This window comes from Allobosea sp. LjRoot237, from assembly GCF_964253285.1.
Lineage (GTDB): Bacteria > Pseudomonadota > Alphaproteobacteria > Rhizobiales > Beijerinckiaceae > Allobosea.
In genome coordinates, this window is sequence record NZ_CAXUQP020000001.1 from 660,392 (window position 1) to 685,463 (window position 25,072).

Genomic DNA, 25,072 nt, shown 5'->3' on the forward strand with positions numbered 1-25,072 from the left:
CTCTACCAGGCGCGGATCGCGAGCACATTTTTCGCGCAGTTCCGCGCGCCGGCTCGGCCAGCGGAGCATGAGACGGGCGAGCCCGCGTCGTTGCGCGTGTTCCATAGCCGCGTGTCCCCTGCATGGTTGGGGCGCATGGGAAACATATGGCGGCAAAGCCGTGCCGGATGCAGCCGTAACGGTTACGCTTCGCAGGGAGCATGAAGACCAGGGCGTTTACCTCTTCGGCTTGACGCCGCCGGCCAAATCATCCGACGCTTCGTCCGCACGCCGCGGGAGAGGGATCATGAAGCGACTCGGGGCCGCTCTCGTTGGCGCATCGGCCTGTCTCTGCGGAAGCTTGATCCATACGCCGCTTGCCGCGACCGAAGGTGGAGCGAGCCTCTATATTTCGGGACTTCGCGGCCCGACGGCCGGCATCGTTCCGCCGCCCGGCTTCTACTTCGAGAACGACTTCTATTCCTATTCCGGCCGCCTTTCGGCGCGGACGCAGACCCAGTTCGGCGGCGCCGTCCTCTCGAACGTCAAAGTCGAGGCCAGGGTCAACTTCATGACCCCGACCTGGGTCACGCCGCTCGAGATCTTCGGCGGCAACCTGGCTTTTGCGGTGTCGATTCCGTTCGGCACGCCGCGGATCAGTGCCGGTGCGCTGATCGCAGCGCCCCGGCTTGGCCGGGTTTTCGGCGGGAGCCTGCGCGACGCGACCTTCAATATCGGCGATCCCGTCGTGTCGAGCTTCATCGGCTGGCATGCCGGCAATTTCCATTGGCAGGTCGGCACGTCGGTCAGCATTCCTGCCGGCGCCTACCAGGACGGCGAACTCTCGAACGTCGCCCTGAACCGCTGGGTCGGCGATGTCTACGCCGCGGCGACCTGGCTCGATCCGAAGATCGGGCTCGATATCTCGGCCGCGGTCGGCTTCGAGATCAATGGCAAGAACAAGGACACCGACTACCGCAGCGGCAACGCCTTCCATGCCGATCTCGCGATCAGCCAGTATCTGAGCAAGGAACTCTCGATCGGCGTCGTCGCCTCGCACTACCAGCAGGTCAGCGGCGACGGCGGCAGCGGCGCCTCGCTCGGCCCCTATAAGGGCCGCGTCACCGCAGTGGGCGGCACCATCGGCTACAGTTTCGCCGTCGCCGGAACCCCGGTCTCGGCTCGCCTGAAGATCCTGCGCGAGGTCAGCGCCGAGAACCGGCCGCAGGGAACGATCGCATTGATCAGCGTCGCTTTCCCCTTGGGGCATGTACCGGCCCCTGCGCCGCCGCCGGAGCCGAAGGTCGTCAAGCACTGACATGCTGCTTGCGGCCGCGAGGGCGCTCTTGGGCTGCGGCGCTAGAAGCGGTAGGAGACGCCCGCGATTGGCCCGCTCAGGCTGGTATCATAGACGAAGCCACCACGACGATAGTCGACTGCGAGGTGGCGGTACCCGATATGGGCCGACCAGTTCTGGTTGAAGGCGTAGTCCAGGGTCGCCCGCAACTGCCAGGTCAGGCGCGAGCTGCCGGCACCGATATCGCCATAGGCGCTTAGGCCGAAACCGTTGCCGAGATTGGCATGCACCCGCACGCCAGCGACCGGATCGATCCAGCTCTGCGTCGAGCCGGCCGAGACCGCCAAAGCGCCGGCGATCAGGAGGTCGAGATCAGTCGAGATGGACCACACCCGTCCGCCCGCCAGCAGGTCTGCGGTGAAGCTCCCGCTGTCGTAGAACCTGTAGAAGCCGGTCGCGGTGGCGGTGAAGGTCTTCGACGTCAGCGTCGCGCTGGTGAAGCCCGGTGCGCGCAGGGCCAGGTCGCGGTCGCGCTCGACCGAGATCGCGACATAGGTCAGGTCGGCGAGGAGCCCCCATCTACCATTGCGATATTCGCCAGCCAGCATCGCTGCGAAGTCGAGATTGCGAAGAATGTCCTTGAACTGGATGTCGACATCGACGGTGGGCAAGGTTCGACGGGTTCCGACGGTCCCGTTCAGGCCAGCTGCCCAGAAGAACGGCGTCAAGCGAAACTCGGTGTCTGGAACCGGCGCCGCCTGCGCCGCGGGCGGCGGCATGTCGGCAGCCCGGGCTGAGCTCGCCCACATCGAGGCGACCGCGGCCAGGATCAGCGCGCGGCGGGCCATCTCCCTGATCTTCATGATCCAGCCTCTCCCCATTCTCATGGTCCGAACGCAGCCTGGCGCCTTGGGCAGATGGCCGCGAATCAGTAGTTCGCTGCTTGAAGCCGAGCAGTACGCAATCTACCCCCATCGTCGGTTGCAAGCCTCGTCGCTGTGTCGGCAGGCGCTCTTCGCCAATTGAAGTCGGTTCAACGGGGGCAAACGTCCCAGAAACCCTGCGTGCGCTGCGCGTTGGTGTAGTACCAGCAGTAGCCCGGTGCCGGAGGTTGCGAATTGGCATAGGCCGAAGCGGCCGCGGCCGTCACGAAGCCGATCGCCGCTCCGGAAGCGATCGCTAGTCCGGGATGCCACCAGTAGGAGGCCGGGCGAACCCAGGGCCGCACCGGAACGGGCATCGGCCGATAGCCGGGACGCACAACGGCACCTCGACCGGCGACGACGTTTCCTCTCGGGCCGCGGGCAACGTAGCCCCTGCCGGCAACGGCTCCGCGCGGCCCGCGCGCGACGTAGCCCCGCCCGGCGATGGCGCCACCTCTCGGTCCCATCGCGGCGCCGCCTCTGATGCCACCCCGACGGAACTGGACAGTCTCAACGAGGTCAGGCGCGGCGAACTTGACCGCCGGCGCGACGACCATCGCGGCCGAGGCTTGAGGCGGTGCGAGCAAGGCAACAAGCAACGCGGCAGAAAAGATGCGGATCGGCTTCATGGGTCTTCCTCCTCTTGCCAAATCTCAATCCGGGTCAGTCCCCTTGCAGGTCGCAGCATGGAGTCCGGGCAGGCTCTTCTGAGCAGTTGCGCCGGGCGGCGACACGGCCCGAGATGATCGCTGCAGACGGAGCGCCCCGGGGCAGACAGAGCACGGGGAACACTAGTTGAGAACGATGTGGAAGGCTTCGGCGAGGCTGAGATCGACCATGTCGCCCCGTCTCAGCCTCTGCAGCTGTGCCTTGACGGTGGGGTCGGCCACCGTGAGCGAGCGCGGGCCGAGTGGGCCGACATAGCTCACGACATTATTGGTCGCGTCGAACCGCTCGAACCTCGCGGTCACGGTGACGGCACGGACCACGTATTTCTCTGGCAGGTTCTGGAATTGCGGTTCGCTCGCCGCTTCCGTGTAGGTGATTGCAGGCCTTGCGCCGCGCTTGCCCCGTCGGACATCCACGAGCACGCCTTCAACCCGCCTGATCTCGACCATGTCGCCTTCGCGAAGATTCTCGAGGTTTCCGAAGACCGGCGGAACCTCGACGCGCCAGGTGTTGCCACGCTGTTCGACGACGACCGAGCGAGCGGGGCGGTCGATCGACACCACACGGACATTGAGGCGCTCGACCTCGACCGGCCCAACGCCGGCGACGATGACGGTCTGGCTTGTGACCTCGGGATAGGTGGCGCAGCCCGCGGCTCCTGCCGCGATCGAAATGGCGAGGATCAGGCCAATATGTCTCGACATCGAAGCCTCCTTTCTCAAATGTGACCGGTAAGCTCGGCTTCAGCCGTATGCTGATTTCAGCGGTGGTCAGTTCGACCGGACGTCCCAAAAGCCCTGCCAGCGCTTTGGGTATGCAGGCTTGGCGCTTCCAAACGACGCCATGTCCTCCTCCTGTGCCGATCAGTCTTCCGAACCGCGGTAAAGGTGGAACGTGGCGCGTTGCTCGCACGCAGCAGTCCGCATCTCACTTGTCGCAGCGGTGATAGGTCGTCTCGACCTCCGGGAAATCCGGATCGAAGCGCACGAGGTCGCCATCGGGCTTGAAGCGGACCGAGACGCTCACCGTCTCGAAGATGATCTCGGTCTCGCAGCCGAGCAGGAAGGTGAGCACATCGCCCTTCTGCTTCGACGAGATCAGATCACAGCTCGCATGGGCGCCGCGGACATGCTTGCCCGTCGCGATGAAGCCGGACCAGCCCTCGGCTGAGCGCTTGCTGAAGACCAGACGGCCATTGCGCTTGGCAAAGACCTGGTCGCAAGTCGCGGCGCTGGTCGCCCAGGCGCCCTGCAGGCGCTCCGGCGAAGCAGCCGCTGGAAGGCCAGCGGCCGCGGTGGCGCCAACAATCAGCAACAGCGTAAGCAGCCTTTGCCTCATGGTTCACCTGTTCGTCGATGGCCCCAGGGTGTTGCGCTTCCAGCGCGAATTGCGACTGCATTCTCGGATGGATTGGTACAGGCTTGAAGCGATGGGTGAGCTTGTAACGGTTACAGTGAGCGGGCTGGAGGCCAGAGCTGATCCTCAACTTGTCGGCGGTTCGACCCGCACGAGCTCCATGTGAGTCACGCCGAGAGCCTGAACCAACTCACAGAGAGTGATCACAGTCGGATTTCTGCGGCCCGCTCCAAATCACTCAGGTACCGCTGACTGCTCATGGGACGCCCCTGCCTGGACGCCGGCGCAGAGGGCTCTGTCGGACCGAATGCTGAGCTATGTCGCTCGCTTTTCCAGGAGCAGCGTGCCGTCCGCCGATTGGCCAAAGGCGAGACCATGACCCTGCATCCTGAAGGCGACAGGATCGAAGCGGATGCGGCCTTCGCGAAGCGCCATTCCTGCGAAATCTGGGAGCGCCAGCCGGATCGGATTGCCCGGCGTGAGCTTTACCACGACCGGAGCCAACCCCGCTCGAAACGGCACTTCCGGCCCTGTTGATCTTAGCTCGAATTCGTGCAATTAAATGACCGACCGGTCGGTTGATAAAAACGCAGGGCAAGGGATTGATCCTCGAGCGCGTCTGACGCGCGAGGCGGAACAGGAGGCGAGCCGATGTATGCCCAGATGGTCAAGACCGAGGCGAAGCGGGTCCGCAGCCTCGATGAGATGGAGCCGCAGGAGCGCGCCTTCCAGGAGCGCATCGATGCCGGCCAGAAGATCGAGCCGAAGGAGTGGATGCCGGAGGACTACCGCAAGACGCTGATCCGGCAGATCAGCCAGCACGCCCATTCCGAGATCGTCGGCCAGCTGCCGGAGGGCAACTGGATCACCCGCGCGCCGACCCTGGAGCGCAAGGCGATCCTGCTCGCCAAGGTGCAGGACGAGGCCGGCCACGGGCTCTATCTCTACTGCGCGGCGGAGACGCTCGGCATCAGCCGCGACCAGATGTACGAGCAGCTCCATTCCGGCAAGGCCAAGTACTCCTCGATCTTCAACTATCCGACGCTGAGCTGGGCCGATATCGGCGCGATCGGCTGGCTGGTCGACGGCGCCGCGATCATGAACCAGGTGCCGCTGCAGCGCTGCTCCTACGGGCCTTATGCGCGCGCCATGGTGCGCATCTGCAAGGAAGAGAGCTTCCACCAGCGCCAGGGCTTCGACATCATGACGGTGCTCTGCAAGGGCACGCCCGAGCAGAAGGCGATGGCGCAGGATGCGCTCGACCGCTGGTGGTGGCCGTCGCTGATGATGTTCGGCCCCTCCGACGACGCCTCGGTGCATTCGGCGCAGTCGATGGCCTGGAACATCAAGCAGGATTCCAATGACGAACTGCGCCAGAAGTTCGTCGACCAAACCGTGCCGCAGGCGAAGTTCCTCGGCCTCACCGTGCCCGATCCGGCGCTCGCCTGGAACGAGGCGAAGGGCGGCCATGATTTCGGCGAGCCGGATTGGACCGAGTTCTTCGCGGTGATCGCCGGCGAGGGCCCATGCAACCGCGAGCGGCTCGAGGCGCGGCGCAAGGCCTGGGATGACGGCGCCTGGTTCCGCGACGGGCTGAGCGCCCATGCGAACAAGCAAGCGGCGCGCCGGGACGCCGCCAGGATCGCCGCCGAGTAGCGCGTTCAGAAGCGACAGGAAGCAAGCGATGTCCAGCGAATGGCCCCTGTGGGAGGTCTTCATCCGCGGTCAGCACGGCCTCAACCACCGGCATGTCGGCAGCCTGCATGCGCCGGATGCCGAGATGGCGATCCACAATGCGCGCGACGTCTACACGCGCCGCAACGAGGGCGTCAGCATCTGGGTGGTGCGCTCCTCCGACATCGTCGCCAGCGCGCCCTCGGAAAAGGGCCCACTGTTCGATCCCGCCAATGCCAAAGTCTACCGGCACCCGACCTTCTTCGACGTGCCCGACGAAGTGGGGCACATGTGATGAGCGCGGCACCCGCCTCCCCGGCCATTGCCGAGTTCGCGCTGCGCATGGGCGACAGCTGTCTCATTCTCGGCCATCGCAATTCGGAATGGTGCGGCCATGCCCCGGCGCTGGAGGAGGATATCGCGCTCGCCAATACCGCGCTCGACCTGATCGGCCAGACCCAGCTCTGGCTGGAGCTCGCCTGCGAGGCCGAGGGCAAGGGCCGGACGTCCGACGAGCTCGCCTTCCTGCGCGACGTCTCGGGCTACCGCAATCTCCTCCTGGTCGAGCAGCCCAACGGCGATTTCGGCCGCACGGTGATGCGGCAATACCTGTTCGACGCCTGGCATCTGCCGCTGCTGCAGGCGCTGATGGGCTCGGCCGATGCGCGCATCGCCGCAATCGCCGAGAAGGCCTCCAAGGAGGTCGCCTATCATCTGGAACGCAGCGCCGATCTGGTGATCCGCCTCGGCGACGGCACCAAGGAGAGCCATGACCGCATGCAGGCGGTTGTGGATTTCCTCTGGCCCTATACGGGGGAAATGTTCCTCGCCGATGCGCTCGACGAGGAACTGGCGGCCTCAAGCCTCGCACCGGAGCCCGGCTTGCTCAAGGGCGCCTGGCAGGAGCATGTCACCCGCACCTTCGCCGAGGCGACCTTGAAGGCGCCGGAGAAGAGCTTCGCGCAGAAGGGCGGCCGGCGCGGCGTCCATTCCGAGCATCTCGGCTTCATCCTGGCGCAGATGCAGTTCCTGCAGCGCGCCTATCCCGGGGCACGCTGGTGAGGAGGCGCTGATGGACGCCGCCATGCCAAGGCAATCGCTTGAAAGCGACGCGCGTTCCCTTCCCCCCGCTTGCGGTGGGGAAGGGTTAGGGATGGGGGGGCGGAAAGCAGAGCGAGGGGCTTCTTCCATGTTGCACCAAGCGGAACTGCCCCCCACCCAACCCTCCCCGCCGCAAGCGGGGGGAGGGCTAGCCACGCACCCCGCCGTCGCCGAGATCTGGTCCTGGCTCGGCGAGATTCCGGACCCGGAGATCCCGGTGATCTCGCTGGTCGATCTCGGCATCATCCGCGACGTCGCCTGGGTGGGCGACATGCTGGAGGTGACGGTGACGCCGACCTACTCCGGCTGCCCGGCGACCGGCGTGATCAATTTCGAGATCGAGCGCGGCCTGCGCGAGCATGGCATCGAGAAGCTCGCCCTCAAGCGGCAATTGTCGCCGGCCTGGACTACGGCCTGGATCAGCGCCGAGGGCCGCGCCAAGCTGCGCGACTACGGCATCGCGCCGCCGGTCGAAGGCACGGCTGCCTGCGCCGGGGCGCTGGTGCCGCTTCTGGTATCCTGCCCACGCTGCGGCTCGGCAAGGACCGAGCGCGTCAGCCAGTTCGGCTCGACACCGTGCAAGGCGCATTTCCGCTGCGCCGAGTGCCTTGAACCCTTCGACTACTTCAAGAGCATCTGATGGCCCGCTTCTTTCCTTTGGAGGTTGCCGAAGTCCGTCGCGAGACGCGCGATGCAGTGGTCGTCACGCTCGCGCCGCGGCCTGAGGACTGTGCCGCCTTCGACTTCACGCAAGGGCAGTACCTGACCTTCCGCCGAAGCTTCGAAGGTGAAGAGCTGCGCCGGTCCTATTCGATCTGTGCGGGCAGGGACGAAGGCGTGCTCAAGGTCGGCATCAAGCGCGTCGACGGCGGCGCCTTCTCGACCTGGGCGAACGAGGAATTGAAGCCCGGCGACGTTGTCGAGGCGATGCCGCCGATGGGCGCCTTCCACGTGCCGCTGAAGCCGGAGGAGGGACGGCACTATCTCGCCTTTGCTGGCGGCAGCGGCATCACGCCCGTACTCTCGCTGATCAAGACGACGCTGGCGCGCGAGCCGAAATCACGGTTCACGCTGGTCTACGGCAACCGCTCGATCCATTCGATCATGTTCCGCGAGGAGCTGGAGGACATCAAGAACGTCCATCTCGGCCGCTTCAACGTGGTCCATGTGCTGGAGAGCGAGGCGCAGGAGGTCGAGCTCTTCTCCGGCCGCATCGACGCCGAGAAATGCGCGAAGCTGTTCAAGGGCTGGATCAACATCGCCGCCATCGACATGGCCTTCATCTGCGGGCCCGAGCCGATGATGCTGGCGATCGCCGCGGCGCTGCGCGAGCACGGCCTGCGCGACGACCAGATCAAGTTCGAGCTGTTCGCCTCCGCCCCGCGCCGTGGCAAGCACGTCGTCAAGAGCGCCGCCGACACCGGCAAGGCCGCGACCTGCACCGCGACGATCACGCTCGACGGCACGACGCGGGTGATCGAGATGGCCAAGACTGGGCAGACCATCCTGGAGGCTGCGCTCGGCGCCAGCCTCGATGCGCCCTATGCCTGCAAGGCGGGCGTCTGCTCGACCTGCCGCGCCATGGTTGTGGAAGGGGAGGTCGAGATGGCGACCAACCATGCCCTCGAGGATTACGAGGTCCGCCAGGGCTATGTGCTGAGCTGCCAGTGCTATCCGCTCTCCGACCGGGTGGTGGTGACCTATGACCAGTGACGCCACCGGCACAGCCCCAGATTCGGCGGACACCATGCCGCTCGAGGCCTATCTCGCGCAGGGCGGCAAGCTGACGACGCCCGAGAACGCGCCGCCGCGCTATCGCGGCGAGCTGCTCCGGCTGATGGCGACTTTCGTCGACAGCGAGCTTGCCGGTGCTGCCGGCTTCGCCGACATCATCAATCAGGGCCCGGGTATCAAGGAGCGCATCGCCGCGTCCCGGATCGTGCTGGAGAAGCTCGACCATGCCGAGCGCGTGCTTGCCGTGATGGGCGAGTTCGGCGCCGACATCTCACGCTATGCCAACCACCACCCGTGGGCCGACCGTGTCGCGCGCGACAGCGATCTCGGCGCGGCGCGGCACGGAGCCGACATGAGGCTCGCCGTGCTGCACTACCCGCTGCAGGGCTGGCTCGATGCGGTCGTGATGAATGTGCTGATGGGCCACGCGGTGGTGATCCAGATCGACGAGTTCGCCCGGCTCTCCTACCAGCCGCTCGGCGATATCTTCCGCGCCATCCTGCCGCGCGAGCGCCGGCATACCGAGCTCGGCGAGGAAGGCTTGCGGAAACTGCTGCAGGAGCCCGGCAATCGGCCGCTGGTTGCCGCCGCGCTGGCCTATTGGCGTCCGCGCGTTGCCGCCAGCTTCGGCCGCGGCAGCTCGGCGCATTTCGAGACGCAGAAGAAGTTCGGCCTGCGCCAGACCAGCAATGCCGACCTCGCCGCCGCCTGGCAGCGGCAGGTGGACGACGTGCTTCGCACCGCCGGCATGGCCTAACCTGCACCAACCGACGACGGCGACAAGCCGCGCACCGCGATCGACAAGGGATCTCAAGGGATGAATGCGCCAGTGAAGACCGTCCGCCAGCTTGAATCCTACATCGCCGGAGAATGGGTCCGCGGCGCCGGCAAGGCCGTGCCGTTGCTCGATGCCGCGACCGGTGCGGAGGTCGCGCTGATCGATGCCGGCGGCATCGACATGAAGCGCGCGCTGTATCATGGCCGCGAGGCCGGCGGGTCGGCGCTGCGCAAGCTCAGCTTCCATGAGCGGGCCCTGATGCTGAAGGCGCTCGGCCAGGCACTGATGGAGGCGAAGGAGGAGTTCTACGCCATCTCCACCGCCACCGGCGCGACGCGCACCGATAGCTGGATCGATATCGAGGGCGGCATCGGCACCTTGCTGTCCTTCGCCTCGAAGGGCCGGCGCGAATTGCCGAACACGCGCACCCTCGTCGATGGCGATGTCGAGCTGCTGTCGCGCGACAACAGCTTCTCTGGGCAGCACATCCTGACGCCGCTGGAAGGCGTCGCGATCCATATCAACGCCTTCAACTTCCCATGCTGGGGCATGCTGGAAAAGCTGGCGCCGACGCTGCTCGCCGGCATGCCGGCGATCGTCAAGCCGGCGAGCCAGACCGCCTATCTGACCGAGCTTATGGTGCGCAGGATCATCGCGACCGGCATCCTGCCGAAGGGCGCGCTGCAATTGATCAGCGGCTCGGTCGGCGATCTGCTCGACCATGTCGATTGCCAGGACGTCGTGACCTTCACCGGCTCGGCCGCCACCGGCCGCAAGCTCCGGGCGCACAAGGCGATCATCGAGCACTCGGTGCGCTTCACCATGGAGGCGGATTCGCTCAACGCCGCCATCCTCGGGCCTGACGCGGTGGCGGGGACCGAGGAGTTCGATCTCTTCGTCAGGGAGGTCGCCCGCGAAATGACGGTGAAGGCTGGGCAGAAATGCACGGCGATCCGCCGCGTGATCGCGCCGCGGGCGTCCATCGAGCCGCTGATCAAGGCGCTCGGTGACCGCCTGGCCAAGACCGCGCTCGGCAATCCCGCCGAGGAGGCGACGCGGATGGGCCCGCTCGCCAGCCTGGCCCAGCGCGACGAGGTCCGCGCCCGCATCGCCGAACTGCGTGGCGAGGCCGAGATCGTCGCCGGCGACCCCGCCCGCGCCACTCTGACCTCAGGCGATGCCGAGGCGGGCGCCTTCCTCAGCCCCGTGCTGCTCTATTGCGACAAGCCGGGCGCCGCCAAGGCTATCCACGACGTCGAGGCCTTCGGGCCGGTGAGCACGATCATCCCCTATGAGACGGCCGAGGAGGCCGCGGAGCTCGCGCGGCGCGGCAGGGGCAGCCTCGTCGCCTCGGTCTTCACCAACGACGCCGCCTTCGCGCGCGAAGCCGTGCAGGCGCTCGGGCCCTGGCATGGCCGCGTCATGCTCGGCAACCGCGTCAGCGCCAAATCTTCGACCGGCCATGGCTCGCCTTTGCCGGTGTTGGTCCATGGTGGTCCCGGCCGCGCCGGCGGCGGCGAAGAACTCGGCGGCATGCGCGCCGTCAAGCACTACATGCAGCGGACTGCCGTCCAAGGCGCGCCCTGGCTGCTGTCGGAGGTCACCGGCCGCTGGATGCAGGGCGCGAAGGCGCGGCAGGACGGCATCCACCCCTTCCGCAAGTCACTGGCCGAGCTGGAGATCGGCGACCAGCTCGTCACGGCTTCGCGCATGGTGACGCTGGAAGACATCGAGCATTTCGCCCATTTCACCGGCGACACCTTCTACGCCCATATGGACGAGGAGGCCGCCAAGGCGAACCCGTTCTTCGACGGCCGCGTCGCGCATGGCTACCTGATCGTGTCGTTCGCGGCCGGCCTGTTCGTCGACCCGGCGCCAGGCCCGGTCCTCGCCAATTACGGTGTCGACGCGCTGCGCTTCCTGACGCCGGTCAATCCGGGCGACACTTTGCAGGTGACGCTGACCTGCAAGCAGATCAATCCGCGCGAAACCGAGGAGTACGGCGAGGTGCGCTGGGACTGCACGGTCACCAACCAGGAGGCTCAGCTCGTGGCGCAATATGACGTGCTGACCATGGTGGCGAAGCGCTGGCCGCAGTAAGCCGATCGCGCCTCTGGCGAACGGCGCAACTTCCCTTCTCCCCTTGCGGGAGAAGGTGGCAGCGCGAAGCGCTGACGGATGAGGGGTCGCGCAACGCTAGCCGTGTCATGCTCGGGCTTGACCCGGGCATCTCAGGCCGGAAAAAGCTCCGATCTGTGCCTTCTCGTCATGAGATTCTCGGGTCTACGCTTCGCTTCGCCCGAGAATGACGGACAGTCCTGCGCGATCACTCATCCGGCGCTGCGCGCCACCTTCTCCCGCAAGGGGGAGAAGGGAATTCGCGCCTCAGACCGGCACCGGCCCGTGCACCTTGATCTCCCTCAGCACGAGGTTGGTGCGGACATTGGCGATGCCCGGCAGCCTGAACAGGAAATGCTCCAGGAAATCGTTGTAGGCGTCCTTGTCGCGGCAGACGACATGCAGGTGATAGTCGGCCTCGCCGGTGGTCGCGAAGCATTCCAGCACCTCGGGCCGCGCCGCCACGCGCGAGATGAACGTCGTCACGTGGTCGGCCTCATGGCGCACCAGCGCGACATGCACCATCGCGCTGAAGGCGAGCCCGGCCCTGGCCGGATCGACGATCGCGCGATAGCTCGCGATCACGCCGGCTTCCTCCAGGGCCCGCACCCGCCGCCAGCAGGCGGAAGCTGACATGCCTGCGCCTTCTGCCAGCTCCTGATTGGAGATGCGGGCGTCCGCCTGCAGCAGGGTGATCAGCTTGCGGTCCTGTTCGGTGAGCTCCATTGCCTTGCCCTGAAAGGACTATCCCAAATTAAGCGCATCATCGGTCAAATCTACCGAAATGACAACGACAAGCGGCAAACCAGGCAACTCTTTCCAACCGGCCGAGTTTAGAATCTTCTCAATGAAACCTGTCGGGAGGCCCATGCCATGGCCGACATCGCGTCGACCCGCCAGCTTGCCGACTATGCGCTGAGTGACCGCTACACCAGGACCTCCGGGCGCGTGTTCCTGACCGGCACCCAGGCGCTGGTCAGGATCGCGCTCGATCAGGCTCGGCGCGATCGCGCTGCCGGCCTAGATGCCGCCGGTTTCATCTCAGGCTACCGTGGCTCGCCGCTCGGTGGCGTTGATCTCGAATTGTGGCGTGCGACGGAGTTGGTCAAGCAGCACGGCATCGAGTTCCTGCCGGCTGTCAACGAGGATCTGGCTGCCACCGCCGTGCTCGGTTCGCAGCAGGTCGAGACCAATCCGGACAGGACGGTTCAGGGCGTCTTCGGCCTCTGGTACGGCAAGGGCCCGGGCGTCGATCGCGCCGGAGATGCGCTCAAGCACGGCAACGCCTATGGCTCGTCGCCACATGGCGGGGTGCTGGTGGTCGCCGGCGACGACCATGGCTGCGTCTCGTCCTCTATGCCGCATCAGTCCGACGTCGCCTTCATGGCCTGGTTCATGCCGACGCTGAATCCGGCCTCGGTCGGCGAATATCTCGCTTTCGGCGAGTATGGCTACGCGCTGTCGCGCTATTCCGGCATGTGGGTCGGTTTCAAGGCGATCTCGGAAACGGTCGAGAGCGGCCAGTCGGTCGAATTGCCGGCGCCGCGGCTGTTCAGGGAGCCCGACTACACGCCGCCGGCTACCGGCCTGCACTATCGCTGGCCGGACCTGCCGGGGCCGCAGATCGAGGAGCGCATGGAGGCCAAGAAGATGGCCGTCTTCGCTTTCGCCGAGGCGAACCCGATCGACCGGCGCATCTACGACATTCCAGGCGCATCCTTCGGCATCGTCACCACCGGCAAGGCGCATCTCGACCTGATGGAGGCGCTGCGCCTGCTCGGCCTCGACGAACGGGCCTGCCGCGAGCACGGCATCGACATCTACAAGGTCGGCATGGTCTGGCCGCTGGCGCGTCGGTCCGCGCTGGAGTTCGTGCGCGGCAAGGCGGAGATTCTCGTCGTCGAGGAAAAGCGCGGCATCATCGAGAGCCAGCTCAAGGAGTATTTCTACGACTATCCCGGCGACAAGCCGCATTCGATGGTCGGCAAGCGCGACGAGGACGGCAACCGCCTGATCTCGTGGATCGGGGAGTTGTCGCCGCGCCTGCTCGCGCCGATCGTGGCGAAGCGATTGGACGCGCTGTTCCCCGATCTGCGCCTGACCGAGCGAGCCGCGCTGCTGAACCCCGAGTCCGGGCGCCTCATCCAGGTGCCAGGCGCGACCCGCACGCCCTATTTCTGCTCCGGCTGCCCGCACAACACCTCCACCAAGGTACCCGAAGGTTCGAAGGCGCTGGCCGGCATTGGCTGCCATTTCATGGCGAGCTGGATGGACCGCGAGACCAGCTCGCTGATCCAGATGGGCGGCGAAGGCGTGAACTGGGCGGCGTCCTCGCTGTTCACCGGCCGGGGCCACATCTTCCAGAATCTCGGCGAAGGCACCTATTACCATTCCGGCTCGATGGCGATCCGCCAGGCGGTCGCCGCCAAAGCGAACATCACCTACAAGATCCTGTACAACGACGCCGTCGCCATGACCGGCGGCCAGCCGGTCGATGGGCCGATCAGCGTGCACGCCATCGCCCAGGAGGTGCGCGCCGAGGGCGCCCTGCGCATTGCGCTGGTCTCCGATCAGCCGGAAAAGTTCGCGCCCGCCAGCCTGCCGCATGGCGTGACCATCCACCACCGCCGCGAGCTCGATGCGCTCCAGCGCGAACTGCGCGAGATCAAGGGCGTCTCGGTGCTGATCTATGAGCAGGCCTGCGCCACCGAGAAGCGCCGCCGGCGCAAGCGCGGCACGATGGCCGACCCGCAGCGCTTCGCCTATATCAACGATCTCGTCTGTGAGGGCTGCGGCGATTGTTCGGTGGCGTCGAACTGCCTCAGCGTCGAGCCGAAGGAGACGCCGTTCGGCCGCAAGCGGCAGATCAACCTCTCCAACTGCAACAAGGACTTCTCCTGCCTGGACGGCTTCTGCCCGAGCTTCGTGACGGTGGAGGGGGCCGTTCGCAGAAAGAAGCAGGGAAGCGGAGACGACTTTGCCGGCCGCGCCGCGCTGCTGCCGGCGCCGGCCTTGCCGTTACTCGACAGGCCTTACGACCTGCTCGTCACCGGCGTCGGTGGCACCGGCGTCGTCACGGTCGGCGCGCTGATCGCCATGGCGGCCCATCTCGAAGGCAAGGGCAGTTCAGTGCTCGACTTCACCGGCTTCGCCCAGAAATTCGGGCCGGTGCTGTCTTTCCTGCGGCTTGCGGAAACACCCGAAGCGATCAACCAGGTTCGCCTCGACAACGGTTCGGCGGATGCGCTGATCGGCTGCGACATCGTCGTGTCGTCCTCGCCCAAGGCATCCGCGACCTATCGAGCCGGCATGCGCGCGCTGGTCAACATGGCCGAGATGCCGACGGGCGACATCGTGCGCCTGCGCGATGCGGACCTCGCGACACGCCGCCGGCTGAAGGAAATCGAGCGGGTGGCCGGTCCGGAAAACGTTCGTGCCATCGACGCCAATGCGCTGGCCGAGACCCTGTTCGGCGACGCCGTCTTCGCCAACATCGTCATGCTCGGTCACGCCTGGCAGCAGGGGTTGGTTCCCGTCGGGCTGGAGGCCCTGCACCGCGCCATCGAACTCAACGGCGTCGCGATCGAGCGCAATCGGCAGGCTTTCGCCGCCGGGCGGCTCGCGGCTGCCGATCCGGCCGCCTTTGCGCCACCCTCGGTCACCTTCGAGACGGAAAACCTGGACGAGGTGATCGCCCGACGCGAGCGCTTCCTCGTGGATTATCAGGATGCGGCCTGGGCGGAGCGTTACCGGGCTGGTGTCGACAAGGTCCGAGCGGCGGAAAAGCCGTTCGACTCTGAGGCGCTCACTGACGCGGTCGCCCGCTCGCTGTTCAAGCTGATGTCCTACAAGGACGAATACGAGGTTGCGCGCCTCCATATGCAGACCGGCTTCCTCGACGAGCTGAAGCGCAGCTTCGCCGGCGACTTCAAGGTCAACTACCATTTCGCCCCACCTTTCCTCGGCGGCGATAAGGATGCGCGCGGACGGCCGCTGAAGCGCCGTTTTGGTCAGTGGATCCAGACGCCGCTGCGGCTGATGGCCAGGCTCAAGGGCTTGCGCGGCACGGCCTTCGACATCTTCGGATACACGGCCGAGCGAAAGATGGAGCGCGCGCTGATCGGTTGGTACGAAGAGTTGGTCGATGACATCGTGGCACGGCTGCCCGCGCAAGCGCCGGAAACGCTGCTGGCGTTGGCCAAGGCGCCGATGGATATCCGCGGCTACGGCCCGGTGAAGGAGGCCGCGGTCTTGCAGGTCAAGGCGATCGTGGAGAAGCTGCTGAAGGAGGCATCAATGCCTGATGCCAAGCAAGCTGCCTGATCGGCGCGGTTGCTATTTTATCGCGCCGGCCCCGTCCAAGAACAGTGCGGTGACCATGTCGGCATAGCCTTCGCGGCTGAGTGCGCCGCTCGGCCGGAACCATGTGTAGACCCAGTTCAGGATGCCGAAGAGCGACATGGTCACTGGCGTCACGCCGGCGCGGTTCGTGGCCAGCGCCGGGTTGATGTCGATCAGCACGTCCGAGAACGCCTTGACGATCCGGCGCTCCATCTCGCGCAGCTCCAGCCTCTGCGTCTCGGTGAGTGAGCCGGTGCCGTTGAGCAGGACCTGGTGGAAGTTCGAGGCGGTGCGGTAATTCTCGAGCACACCGCCGATCAGATGGCGCAGCCTTGCCCGGGGCTCGAGATCGGGCCGGTCGGCCTCGATGATCGCCGCCTCCAACTCGACGAGATGGGTGCGGCCGATATCGAAGATCAGCAGGTCCTTGCTCGGGTAATAGTGGTAGAGCAGCGCCTTGGAGACGTTGTTCTCCTGGGCGATCTGCGCCATCGAGGCGCGCTCCATGCCGAGTTTGGCGAAGACGGCCGCGGCGCTGTCGAGTATGCTGCGCCGCTTCTCATCGAAGTCGGCAGCCCTGGTCCGGGCCATCGCCTGCTATCCTTTCGGCCTGTTGTCGACGACGCGCCTCGCCTTTCCAGCCGAACGCTCGACCGAATCAGGATCGCCCACCACCACCTTGGTGCTGACTCCCACCACGCTTTTGATGTGGTGTGCAAGTTCCCTGCCGGATGCGGTGCGCGCCGCCGCATCACTGGCATTCGGCATGGCTTCGACATGCACGACCATGTCGTCCATGCGGCCGGCGCGCACGAGCTCGATCTGGAAATGCGGGGCGAGCCCAGCGCATTTCAACAGCTGCTCCTCGACCTGCGTCGGGAAGATGTTGACGCCGCGCAGGATGATCATGTCGTCGCAGCGGCCGGTGATCTTCTCGATCCGGCGCATCGCCCGCGCCGTGCCGGGCAAAAGCCGCGTCAGGTCGCGGGTGCGATAGCGGATGATCGGCAGCGCTTCCTTGGTCAGCGAGGTGAAGACGAGTTCGCCGAGCTCGCCATCGGGAAGGACGTCGCCGGTCTCCGGGTCGATGATCTCCGGATAGAAATGGTCCTCCCAGATATGCAAACCGTCCTTGGTCTCGACGCATTCACTGGCGACGCCTGGGCCGATCACCTCTGACAGGCCGTAGATGTCGACGGCATGCATGTCGAAATCCTGCTGGATCTCTTCGCGCATCGCATTGGTCCAGGGCTCGGCGCCGAAGATGCCGACGGCCAGCGAGGAACTACGCGGATCGATGCCCTGACGGCGGAACTCGTCGAGGATCGACAGCATGTAGGACGGCGTCACCATGATGATGCGCGGCTTGAAGTCCTGTATCAGCGTCACCTGGCGCTCGGTCATGCCGCCGGAGATCGGGATGACCGTGCAGCCGAGCTTCTCGGCGCCGTAATGCGCGCCCAGGCCACCGGTGAACAGGCCGTAGCCATAGGCGACATGGCAGATGTCGCCGGCCCGGCCGCCCGCCGCCCGGATCGAGCGCGCGACGCAGGTCGCCCACATCTCGATGTCGTTTTGCGTATAGCCGACGACCGTCGGCTTGCCAGTGGTGCCGGAGGAGGCATGGATGCGGACGATTTTCTGCTGGGGCACCGCGAACATGCCGAACGGGTAGGTGTCGCGCAGGTCCTGCTTCACCGTGAACGGGAATTTCGACAGGTCCGACAGCGTCTTCAGGTCACCCGGATGCACGCCGGCCTTGTCGAATTGCGCGCTGTAATGCGGCGAGTTGCGATAAGCGTGCTCGAGCGTCGTCTTCAATCGCGTCAGCTGGAGCGCCGAAATCTCGTCGCGCGAGGCGGTTTCGATGGGGTCGAGATCGCCCCGGCGGGGCGAAAGGTCTTCCATAGGTTTCCTCCGCTTTTTTGTCGGCCGGCGCGTTCAGCCTGGCGCGGGTATCGGCATGCCCTTGATAGTACGGGAGTGGCCGCGGAACTCCGCGACATGCTCGCCGTTCTGGTTCGTCACCGTGATGTCGTAGATGCCGCCGCGGCCGATCCGCGAGACCTCCCGGGCGCTGGCGGTCAGCCGGTCGCCCTCGAAGGCCGGGCGCAGGAAGGTCACCGAGCAGTGCTGCGCCACGGTGTTCTGATTGTAGCTGTTGCAGGCGAAGGCGAAGGCCGAGTCCGCCAGGGTGAAGATATAGCCGCCATGACAGGTCTTGTGGCCGTTGATCATCGCCGCCGTGACCGTCAGGGACAGCGTCGCCTCGCCGGGGCCGGCTGCATCGAGGCTCATGCCGAGGCTGCGGGAGGCAAGGTCCTTGTCCCACATCGCCTTGGCGACGGCGCGGGCGAGCGCGTCCGGGTCGGAAACGTCTGGGTTCATCGTCCGGTGAACTCGGGCTGGCGCTTATCGAGGAAGGCGAGGACACCTTCGGCATAGTCGGCGCTGCGCCCGGCCTGCCGCTGCAGGTCGCGCTCGAGATCGAGCTGCTGATCGAGCGTATTGCCGGCCGAGGCCTGAATGGCCTGCTTGATCAGGCCGAGCCCGAAGGTCGGACCAGCCGCGAGCTTCTTGCCGAGCGCCTCGGCTTCGGCCGCCAGATCGGCATCATCGACGACGCGCCAGATCAGGCCCCAGGCCGCGGCGGTCTCCGCTGTCAGTGGTTCCGCCGTCAGGGCGAGCGCCTTGGCCCGGGCCTCGCCGAGCAGCTGCGCGAGGCTCCAGGTGCCGCCCGAATCGGGAACCAGCCCGATCTTGGAGAAGGCCTGGATGAACTTCGCCGAGCGGGCCGCCAGAACGATATCGCAGGCGATCGCGATATTGGCGCCGGCGCCGGCGGCCACGCCGTTGACCGCGCAGACGATCGGCTTGTCGAGGCTGCGGATCAGCCGGATGAGCGGGTTGTAGAAGGTCTCGATCGTGCGGCCAAGATCCGGCGCGGTTTCCTTGCGCGGGTCGCGGTCGCCGAGGTCCTGGCCGGCACAGAAGCCGCGGCCGGCGCCAGTCAGCAGGACCGCGCGGATGTCGCTCTCGTCATGCGCGCGCTGGAAGCCGGCACGCAGAGCCAGGTGCATCTCGTCATTGAACGAGTTGAGCTTGTCCGGGCGATTGAGCGTCAGCCGGAGCAGGCCGTCGGCCAGCGCTACCTTGACCGTATCGGACATGCGCTTTCCTCCCATGCAGTCGCGGCTTTGGGCCGTCGCTTCAAAAAATCCCTTGCATAGTCCGAACGGTCGGTCAATTATTAATCCAACGAAGGCGCGAATTGGTCTTAGGCAAGGGTCGTGAACCTGGTCTGAAGCTCAACCAACGCGCCGTGCGGGGAACGACGACGACCGCGCTCTGAGGGTTCAGCCGCGCGACGACGAACTGCATAAAAATACGTGGCACTCGGAGGAAACAATGAAGCTCAACGTTTTCGGCAGCGCGCTCGCGCTGGCGCTTGGTCTGACGGGCCCAGCCTTCGCCGACATCAAGATCGGCGCCTCGGTCTCCGAGACCGGGCCGGCCTCGTCGCTCGGCGACCCCGAGGCCAAGACCCTTAAGCTGCTGGTCGACGAGATCAATGCCGCCGGCGGCGTGCTCGGCCAGAAGCTCAAGCTTTTCCTCTATGACGATGGCGGCGACCCGAACAAGGCGCGCACCTTCGCCACGCGCCTGGTCGAGGATGACGAGGTCGTCGCCATCGTCGGCGGTTCGACCACCGGCACGACCATGTCGATCATCTCGGTCGTCGAGAATGCGAAGGTCCCGTTCATCTCGCTGGCTGGCGCGGTCGAGATCGTCGACCCGCCCAAGCCCTTCGTGTTCAAGACGCCGCACACCGACCGCATGGCCTGCCGCAAGATCTTCGAGGACATGAAGGCCAAGGCCTTCACCAAGATCGCGCTGATCTCCGGCTCCGACGGCTTTGGCGCCTCGATGCGCAAGCAGTGCCTGCAGGTCATCGGCGAGTTCGGCATCACGGTGCTGGCCGAGGAGACCTACGGCCCGAACGACGCCGACATGACCCCGCAGCTCACCAATATCCGCTCCAAGGCGGAGGTGCAGGCGATCCTCAACCCGGGCTTCGGCCAGGGCCCGGCAATCGTGACCCGCAATTACGGCCAGCTCGGCATCAAGACCCCGCTCTACCAATCGCATGGCGTCGCCTCGAAGAGCTTCATCGACCTTGCCGGCCCGGCCTCGGAGGGCGTGCGCCTGCCTGGCACCGCCATTCTCGTCGCTGGTCTGCTGCCGGCCGGCGACCCGCAAAAGGCGGTCGTTTCGGCCTACAAGACCAGCTACGAGGCGAAGTTCAACCAGCCGCCCTCGACCTTTGGCGGCTACGCCCATGACGGCCTGCGGCTGCTGGTCGATGCCATCAAGCGCGCCGGCAAGGCCGACCCGAAAGCGATCCGCGATGCGATCGAGAATACCAAGGGCTTCGTCGGCGTGACCGGCACCTTCAACATGGCCGCAACCGACCATCTCGGCCTCGACCTCTCCGCCTTCCGGATGCTTGAGATCAAGCGCGGCGACTGGGCACTGGTGCAGTAAGGCGGAAGGCACGCGCTATCCCCTCTCCCCTTGCGGGAGAGGGCTAGGGTGAGGGCTCGCGCGACGCTGATCGTGAGCCCGGCGGTGCCCTTCCCAGAGCTTTCAAAACCTGCGCGACCCCTCATCCGGCGCTGCGCGCCACCTTTTCCCGCAAGGGGAGAGGAAAGCCTGGAGCATCAAGTGGCGGAATTTCTCCAGTACCTGTTGTCGGGCGTGACGGTCGGCGCGGTCTATGCGCTCGTCGCGCTCGGCTTCACCCTGATCTACAACGCCTCCGACGTGGTGAACTTCGCCCAGGGCGAATTCGTCATGCTGGGTGGCATGATCAGCTTCTTCGCCTGGCAGGCCGGTATTCCGCTGCCGCTCGCCGCGATCCTGGCCATCATCGCCACCGCGAGCGTCGGCGTGCTGCTCAACAAGCTGGCGATCGAGCCGGCGCGGGGCGCGCCCGTCGCCAGCCTGATCATCATCACGATTGGCGCCTCGATCTTCCTGCGCGGCGGCGCGCAGCTCGTCTTCGACAAGCAGTTGCACCGCTTTCCGAGCTTTTCCGGCGACGATCCGATCCGCATCCTCGGCGCGACGATCCTGCCGCAGAGCCTTTGGGTCATCGCCGGTGCCGTCGCTATCTTCCTCGCCCTGTGGCTGTTCTTCGCTCATACGCTGACCGGCAAGGCCGTGCTCGCCACCGCCAACAACCGCATCGCCGCGAGCCTGGTCGGCATCAACCCGAACCATATGATGACGCTGAGCTTTGCGGTCTCGGCTGCGATCGGCGCGCTGGCCGGCGTGCTCGTCACGCCGATCACCCTGACGAGCTATGATCTTGGCGTGGCGATCGCACTGAAGGGCTTCGCCGCTGCCATGCTCGGCGGCATGGGCATCCCGGCTGGTGCGCTGGCCGGCGGCCTGCTGCTCGGGCTGATCGAGGCGTTCACGGCCGGCTATGTCAGCTCCGTCTACAAGGACGCCGTCGCCTTCGTGGTCATCCTCGCGGTCCTGTTCGCCATGCCGCAAGGCTTGTTCGGCCGCAAGGCGATGGACCGGGTCTGACATGCGCCTGTCCCGCAAGCACCTGACCCTCATCGTGCTGGCGCTGCTGATCGCGCTGGCGCCGGCGCTCTTCCCGTCGAATTTCTATTACCGCATCGGCGCGCTGATCTTCGTGAACGGGCTCGCGGTCACCGGCCTCGTCGTGCTGACCGGCTTTGCCGGCCAGATCAGCCTCGGCCATGCCGGCTTCGTCGGGATCGGCGCCTATGCCTGCGCGCTGGCGCCGGGCTATCTCGGCCTGCATCCCGGCCTCGCCATGCTGCTCGGTGCCGGGCTGTCCGGCGGTGTCGCCTGGCTGATCGGCCGGCCGATCCTGCGGCTCAAGGGCTATTACCTTGCCGTCGCCACCCTCGGCTTCGGCATCCTCGTCTCGATGGTGCTCGCCAACGAGGCGAAGATCACCGGCGGGCCGGACGGGCGCGAGGTCGCCGAACTCGGCCTGCGTGGGGCGTTGGCTGCCATCGGCATCGGGCTGAGCAACGCGCAGTTCTGGTATGCCGCGACCGGCCTCGCCATGCTGTTGGGCGCCTGGATCGCGCTCAACCTCCATGACAGCCCGACCGGCCGGGCCTTGCGCGCCTTGCACGATTCTGAAATCGCGGCCCGCACCGTCGGCGTCGACGTCGCCCGACTGAAGCTGTCGGCCTTCGTGATCTCGGCCGTCTACGCTTCGCTCTCAGGCTCTCTGCTGGCATCGATGAACCGCTTCATCACGCCTGATGTCGCCGGCTTCCTGCATTCGGTCGAACTGGTGACGATGACGGTGTTCGGCGGCGTCGGTTCGGTACCGGGCGCCATACTCGGTGCGGCGACGCTGACACTGTTGCCGCAGGCGCTGACCGTGCTGCAGCAATACGAGAACCTCATCCTCGGCCTGATCATGATGCTGGTGATGATCTTCATGCGCGACGGGCTCCTGCCCTCGCTCATGCGCCGCCTGAAGGGGAGGGGCTGATGACGCTCCTTTCGGTCGAGGGCCTCGGCATCGATTTCGGCGGCCTTCGTGCCGTCGACGAGGTCGGCTTTGCGGTCGCGCCGGGCGAGATCGTTTCGGTGATCGGCCCCAACGGCGCCGGCAAGACCACGCTGTTCAACATGATCTCCGGCGTCTACCTGCCGGCGCGCGGCAAGATCACGCTGGATGGCCGGGACGTCACCGGCATGGTGCCCAACCGGCTCGCCGAACGCGGCCTGTCGCGCACCTTCCAGAACCTGCAGATCTTCCAGCGCATGAGCGTGCTGGAGAACGTCATGACGGGCTGCCATTTGAAGGAGCGGGGCGCGATCCTCAGCGACCTTCTCTGCCTGCCCTCCTCGCGTCTCCGCAGTGCCGTGACGAAGGGGCGCGCGAGCGAGTTGCTGGAGCGCGTCGGCCTGGCGCGCGCCGCCGAGCACGAAGCCTCCTCACTCTCCTACGGCGCGCTCAAGCGCCTCGAGATCGCCCGCGCGCTGGCGCTCGAGCCGCGCATCCTGCTGCTCGACGAGCCTGCCGCCGGCTGCAACGCGGTCGAGACCGAGGAGATCGATCATCTGATCGCCGAGGTCGCCAGGTCCGGCGTCGCCGTCCTGCTCGTCGAGCACGACATGAAGCTGGTGATGCGCATCTCCAACCACATCGTCGTCCTCGACCGTGGCGAGAAGATCGCCGAAGGCTCGCCGGCGACGGTGTCGCGCGATCCCAGGGTGATCGAAGCCTATCTCGGAACGCAGGCCACGGAGACCGGCCATGCTCTCGGTTGAAGGGCTGCGCTCGCGCTATGGCCGCATCGAGGTCCTGCATGGCGTCGACCTCGAGGTCGGCTCGGGCGAGATCGTCACGGTCGTCGGCGCCAACGGCGCCGGCAAGACGACGCTGCTGCGCTGCATCTCCGGCGTCCAGCCGGCGAGCGGTGGCGCGATCATCTTTAGGGGCGAGGCGCTGAAGTCGATTCCGGCCCATCGCCGCGTCGGCCTCGGTCTCTCGCATTCGCCGGAAGGCCGGCTGATCTTCACCAACCTGACGGTGGAGGAAAACCTGCGGCTCGGTGCCTATCTCTTCGCCGACGAGCGGGTCGAGCGCGACATGGCCGACGCCTTCGCCATGTTCCCGATCCTGAAGGAGAAGCGCAATCTTTCGGCCGGCGGCCTCTCGGGCGGCCAGCAGCAGATGCTGGCGATAGGCCGCGCGCTGATGGCACGGCCGGCCTGCCTGCTGCTCGACGAACCGAGCATGGGGCTCGCGCCGATCCTGGTGGCTCAGATTCTCGACGTGGTGAAGACCCTGAAATCGCTCGGCGTCACCGTCCTCCTGGTCGAGCAGAACGCCTATGCCGCCCTGCAGATCGCCGATCGCGGCTATGTCATGGAAACCGGCCGCATCGTCTTCAGCGGTGCCGCCGACGAGCTGATCGCCGACCCGCGCATCCGAGCGGCCTATCTGGGAATCTGAGTCGTCGTTCGCCCCGATCGACAACGCTCTGTTGTGGCCGTTGGCCTTATCGCGTTCTGAAGGCTATGTGGTCCGATGCGCGTGGATGTGCTCGGACTTCAGGCCTTCGTCAGCATCGCCGAGCGCGGCAGCTTCCGCGCCGCCGCCTCGCATCTCAACTTGTCGCAGACCGCGCTCAGCCACCGCATCCGCAAGCTCGAAGAGTCGCTCGGTACGCCGTTGTTCCTGCGGACCACGCGCCAGGTCTCGCTGACCGCGGCCGGCACGACGCTGCTGCCGCGGGCGCGGCGCATCTTCGAAGACCTCGGCTTCGCCATCAACGAGGTCAGGGTCGAGCTGCGCGAGGGTGACGAACAGGTCTCGCTCGGTTGCCTGCCGACGGTGGCGGCGCATTGCATGCCCGGCGTGATTGCCGCCTTCGCGGCGCGCCATCCCGGTGTCGGCGTCAGGATCCACGACAATTCGGCCTCCGAGATCGCCGACAAGGTCCAGTCCGGCGAAGCCGAATTCGGCGTCACCATCGTTGCTGCCAATCGCTGGGATCTCGAGCTGAAGCCGGTCGTCAAGGAGCCCTTCGTGCTGGTCAGCCATCGCGCGATGCCGCTGGCGCAGGCGACGTCGCTGACCTGGGCGCAATTGCAGGACGAGCCGCTGGTGCGGATCAGCGCCGAGACCGGCAACCGCATCCTGATCGACGATGCACTCGGCGCCCGCCGCGAAACCCTGACCTGGCGCTACGAGGTCCAACGCGTCGTCACCGCGGTCAGCCTGGTGCGCTCGCGCATCGGTTACGCCGTGGTGCCACAGCTCGCGCTCGATGTCGTCGATGCCGGCGATCTGGTCGCGATCCCGCTGCGCTCGCCGGCTGTGACCCGGACGCTCGGCATCATCACCCGCAAATCGGTGCCGTTGCGGCCGGTGACACGCGATCTCATCTCGATCCTGAGCCAGGCCCTGAAGCGCAGCATCGTGCTGCGGCGAGATGAAGAAAAGTAATCAATCGCTGCATTCTTATCATTTGATGGCAGAATGGCTTTGGCCGAACCTCGCGGCGGGATGAAACGCGTGAGGAGAGG

At 66.1% G+C, this 25,072-nt stretch carries 25 protein-coding genes and 1 pseudogene; 15 read left to right on the plus strand and 11 right to left on the minus strand.

The features are described from left to right. Positions 1-286: 286 nt before the first annotated feature. On the plus strand, positions 287-1,297 hold the full coding sequence (locus tag ACSQ24_RS03095; RefSeq protein ID WP_436093267.1) for a SphA family protein: 1,011 nt from the start codon (positions 287-289) through the stop codon (positions 1,295-1,297). 41 nt (positions 1,298-1,338) lie between these two features. Here the strand turns inward: ACSQ24_RS03095 and ACSQ24_RS03100 are convergent, their stop codons facing one another. The 6 genes and pseudogenes from ACSQ24_RS03100 to ACSQ24_RS03125 all read right to left on the minus strand — a co-directional run bounded on the left by ACSQ24_RS03100 (position 1,339) and on the right by ACSQ24_RS03125 (position 4,782). After that, positions 1,339-2,139, minus strand: coding sequence for an outer membrane protein (locus ACSQ24_RS03100; protein ID WP_436093268.1), 801 nt, complete (start codon positions 2,137-2,139; stop codon positions 1,339-1,341). Positions 2,140-2,309: 170 nt separating this feature from the next. Further along, positions 2,310-2,828, minus strand: a complete 519-nt coding sequence (locus tag ACSQ24_RS03105; RefSeq protein WP_436093269.1) for a hypothetical protein — start codon at positions 2,826-2,828, stop codon at positions 2,310-2,312. Between the two features lie 162 nt (positions 2,829-2,990). Then, entirely contained in the window at positions 2,991-3,572 is a 582-nt protein-coding gene (locus ACSQ24_RS03110; RefSeq protein WP_436093270.1) for a hypothetical protein, read from the minus strand. A gap of 223 nt (positions 3,573-3,795) precedes the next feature. Beyond that, on the minus strand, positions 3,796-4,206 hold the full coding sequence (locus ACSQ24_RS03115) for a hypothetical protein (RefSeq protein WP_436093271.1): 411 nt from the start codon (positions 4,204-4,206) through the stop codon (positions 3,796-3,798). A gap of 144 nt (positions 4,207-4,350) precedes the next feature. Then, a pseudogene (locus ACSQ24_RS03120) lies at positions 4,351-4,484 on the minus strand (helix-turn-helix domain-containing protein); the annotation flags it as partial. Between the two features lie 55 nt (positions 4,485-4,539). Beyond that, on the minus strand, positions 4,540-4,782 hold the full coding sequence (locus ACSQ24_RS03125) for a hypothetical protein (protein WP_436093272.1): 243 nt from the start codon (positions 4,780-4,782) through the stop codon (positions 4,540-4,542). A gap of 93 nt (positions 4,783-4,875) precedes the next feature. Between ACSQ24_RS03125 and paaA the strand changes: the two genes are divergently transcribed. From paaA to paaZ, 7 genes are all read left to right on the plus strand, one after another. Then, on the plus strand, positions 4,876-5,880 hold the full coding sequence (gene paaA / locus ACSQ24_RS03130) for a 1,2-phenylacetyl-CoA epoxidase subunit PaaA (protein WP_436093273.1): 1,005 nt from the start codon (positions 4,876-4,878) through the stop codon (positions 5,878-5,880). Between the two features lie 28 nt (positions 5,881-5,908). Next, positions 5,909-6,193: a 1,2-phenylacetyl-CoA epoxidase subunit PaaB gene (gene paaB, locus ACSQ24_RS03135; RefSeq protein ID WP_129156722.1), complete on the plus strand. Its 285-nt coding sequence runs from the start codon at positions 5,909-5,911 to the stop codon at positions 6,191-6,193. Continuing rightward, a complete protein-coding gene (gene paaC, locus ACSQ24_RS03140; protein ID WP_436093274.1) occupies positions 6,193-6,960 on the plus strand; it encodes a 1,2-phenylacetyl-CoA epoxidase subunit PaaC in 768 nt (255 codons plus the stop codon). Before paaB ends, paaC begins: the two co-directional genes overlap by 1 nt. Before the next feature lie 127 nt (positions 6,961-7,087). Next, a complete protein-coding gene (paaD, locus tag ACSQ24_RS03145) occupies positions 7,088-7,639 on the plus strand; it encodes a 1,2-phenylacetyl-CoA epoxidase subunit PaaD (RefSeq protein ID WP_436093275.1) in 552 nt (183 codons plus the stop codon). Continuing rightward, positions 7,639-8,712, plus strand: coding sequence for a 1,2-phenylacetyl-CoA epoxidase subunit PaaE (paaE, locus tag ACSQ24_RS03150; RefSeq protein ID WP_436093276.1), 1,074 nt, complete (start codon positions 7,639-7,641; stop codon positions 8,710-8,712). Before paaD ends, paaE begins: the two co-directional genes overlap by 1 nt. Further along, positions 8,702-9,490, plus strand: a complete 789-nt coding sequence (locus tag ACSQ24_RS03155) for a Phenylacetic acid catabolic protein (RefSeq protein ID WP_436093277.1) — start codon at positions 8,702-8,704, stop codon at positions 9,488-9,490. Before paaE ends, ACSQ24_RS03155 begins: the two co-directional genes overlap by 11 nt. A 60-nt stretch (positions 9,491-9,550) precedes the next feature. After that, complete coding sequence (paaZ, locus tag ACSQ24_RS03160) at positions 9,551-11,611, plus strand: phenylacetic acid degradation bifunctional protein PaaZ (protein WP_436093278.1); 2,061 nt, start codon at positions 9,551-9,553, stop codon at positions 11,609-11,611. 285 nt (positions 11,612-11,896) lie between these two features. Here the strand turns inward: paaZ and ACSQ24_RS03165 are convergent, their stop codons facing one another. Further along, entirely contained in the window at positions 11,897-12,355 is a 459-nt protein-coding gene (locus tag ACSQ24_RS03165; RefSeq protein ID WP_436093279.1) for an Lrp/AsnC family transcriptional regulator, read from the minus strand. Positions 12,356-12,502: 147 nt separating this feature from the next. On the opposite strand from ACSQ24_RS03165, the gene ACSQ24_RS03170 reads away from it, so the two are divergent. Next, positions 12,503-15,952 carry an indolepyruvate ferredoxin oxidoreductase family protein gene (locus ACSQ24_RS03170; RefSeq protein WP_436093280.1) on the plus strand — a complete coding sequence of 1,150 codons (3,450 nt, stop codon included), beginning with the start codon at positions 12,503-12,505 and terminating at the stop codon, positions 15,950-15,952. 12 nt (positions 15,953-15,964) lie between these two features. Here ACSQ24_RS03170 and ACSQ24_RS03175 read toward each other — a convergent pair whose 3' ends face one another. From ACSQ24_RS03175 to paaG, 4 genes are read right to left on the minus strand one after another with little or no spacing between them, the layout of a single operon-like run. After that, complete coding sequence (locus ACSQ24_RS03175; RefSeq protein WP_436093281.1) at positions 15,965-16,561, minus strand: TetR/AcrR family transcriptional regulator; 597 nt, start codon at positions 16,559-16,561, stop codon at positions 15,965-15,967. Between the two features lie 6 nt (positions 16,562-16,567). After that, complete coding sequence (gene paaK, locus ACSQ24_RS03180) at positions 16,568-17,878, minus strand: phenylacetate--CoA ligase PaaK (RefSeq protein ID WP_436093282.1); 1,311 nt, start codon at positions 17,876-17,878, stop codon at positions 16,568-16,570. A gap of 33 nt (positions 17,879-17,911) precedes the next feature. Further along, complete coding sequence (gene paaI, locus ACSQ24_RS03185) at positions 17,912-18,358, minus strand: hydroxyphenylacetyl-CoA thioesterase PaaI (protein WP_436093283.1); 447 nt, start codon at positions 18,356-18,358, stop codon at positions 17,912-17,914. Next, the gene (gene paaG, locus ACSQ24_RS03190) at positions 18,355-19,140 is read right to left on the minus strand and encodes a 2-(1,2-epoxy-1,2-dihydrophenyl)acetyl-CoA isomerase PaaG (protein WP_436093284.1); all 786 of its coding nucleotides are present in this window, start codon (positions 19,138-19,140) and stop codon (positions 18,355-18,357) included. The genes paaI and paaG overlap by 4 nt, the downstream gene beginning before the upstream one ends. 238 nt (positions 19,141-19,378) lie before the next feature. Here paaG and ACSQ24_RS03195 point away from each other — a divergent pair, with 238 nt between their 5' ends. From ACSQ24_RS03195 to ACSQ24_RS03220, 6 genes are all read left to right on the plus strand, one after another. Continuing rightward, complete coding sequence (locus ACSQ24_RS03195; protein WP_436093285.1) at positions 19,379-20,515, plus strand: ABC transporter substrate-binding protein; 1,137 nt, start codon at positions 19,379-19,381, stop codon at positions 20,513-20,515. A gap of 180 nt (positions 20,516-20,695) precedes the next feature. Beyond that, the gene (locus ACSQ24_RS03200) at positions 20,696-21,568 is read left to right on the plus strand and encodes a branched-chain amino acid ABC transporter permease (protein WP_436093286.1); all 873 of its coding nucleotides are present in this window, start codon (positions 20,696-20,698) and stop codon (positions 21,566-21,568) included. A gap of 1 nt (position 21,569) precedes the next feature. Beyond that, positions 21,570-22,523: a branched-chain amino acid ABC transporter permease gene (locus tag ACSQ24_RS03205; RefSeq protein ID WP_436093287.1), complete on the plus strand. Its 954-nt coding sequence runs from the start codon at positions 21,570-21,572 to the stop codon at positions 22,521-22,523. Continuing rightward, the gene (locus ACSQ24_RS03210) at positions 22,523-23,308 is read left to right on the plus strand and encodes an ABC transporter ATP-binding protein (protein WP_436093288.1); all 786 of its coding nucleotides are present in this window, start codon (positions 22,523-22,525) and stop codon (positions 23,306-23,308) included. The genes ACSQ24_RS03205 and ACSQ24_RS03210 overlap by 1 nt, the downstream gene beginning before the upstream one ends. Beyond that, the gene (locus tag ACSQ24_RS03215) at positions 23,295-23,996 is read left to right on the plus strand and encodes an ABC transporter ATP-binding protein (protein ID WP_436093289.1); all 702 of its coding nucleotides are present in this window, start codon (positions 23,295-23,297) and stop codon (positions 23,994-23,996) included. Before ACSQ24_RS03210 ends, ACSQ24_RS03215 begins: the two co-directional genes overlap by 14 nt. A gap of 75 nt (positions 23,997-24,071) precedes the next feature. Then, positions 24,072-24,992, plus strand: coding sequence for a LysR family transcriptional regulator (locus tag ACSQ24_RS03220; RefSeq protein WP_436093290.1), 921 nt, complete (start codon positions 24,072-24,074; stop codon positions 24,990-24,992). Positions 24,993-25,072 lie beyond the last annotated feature (80 nt).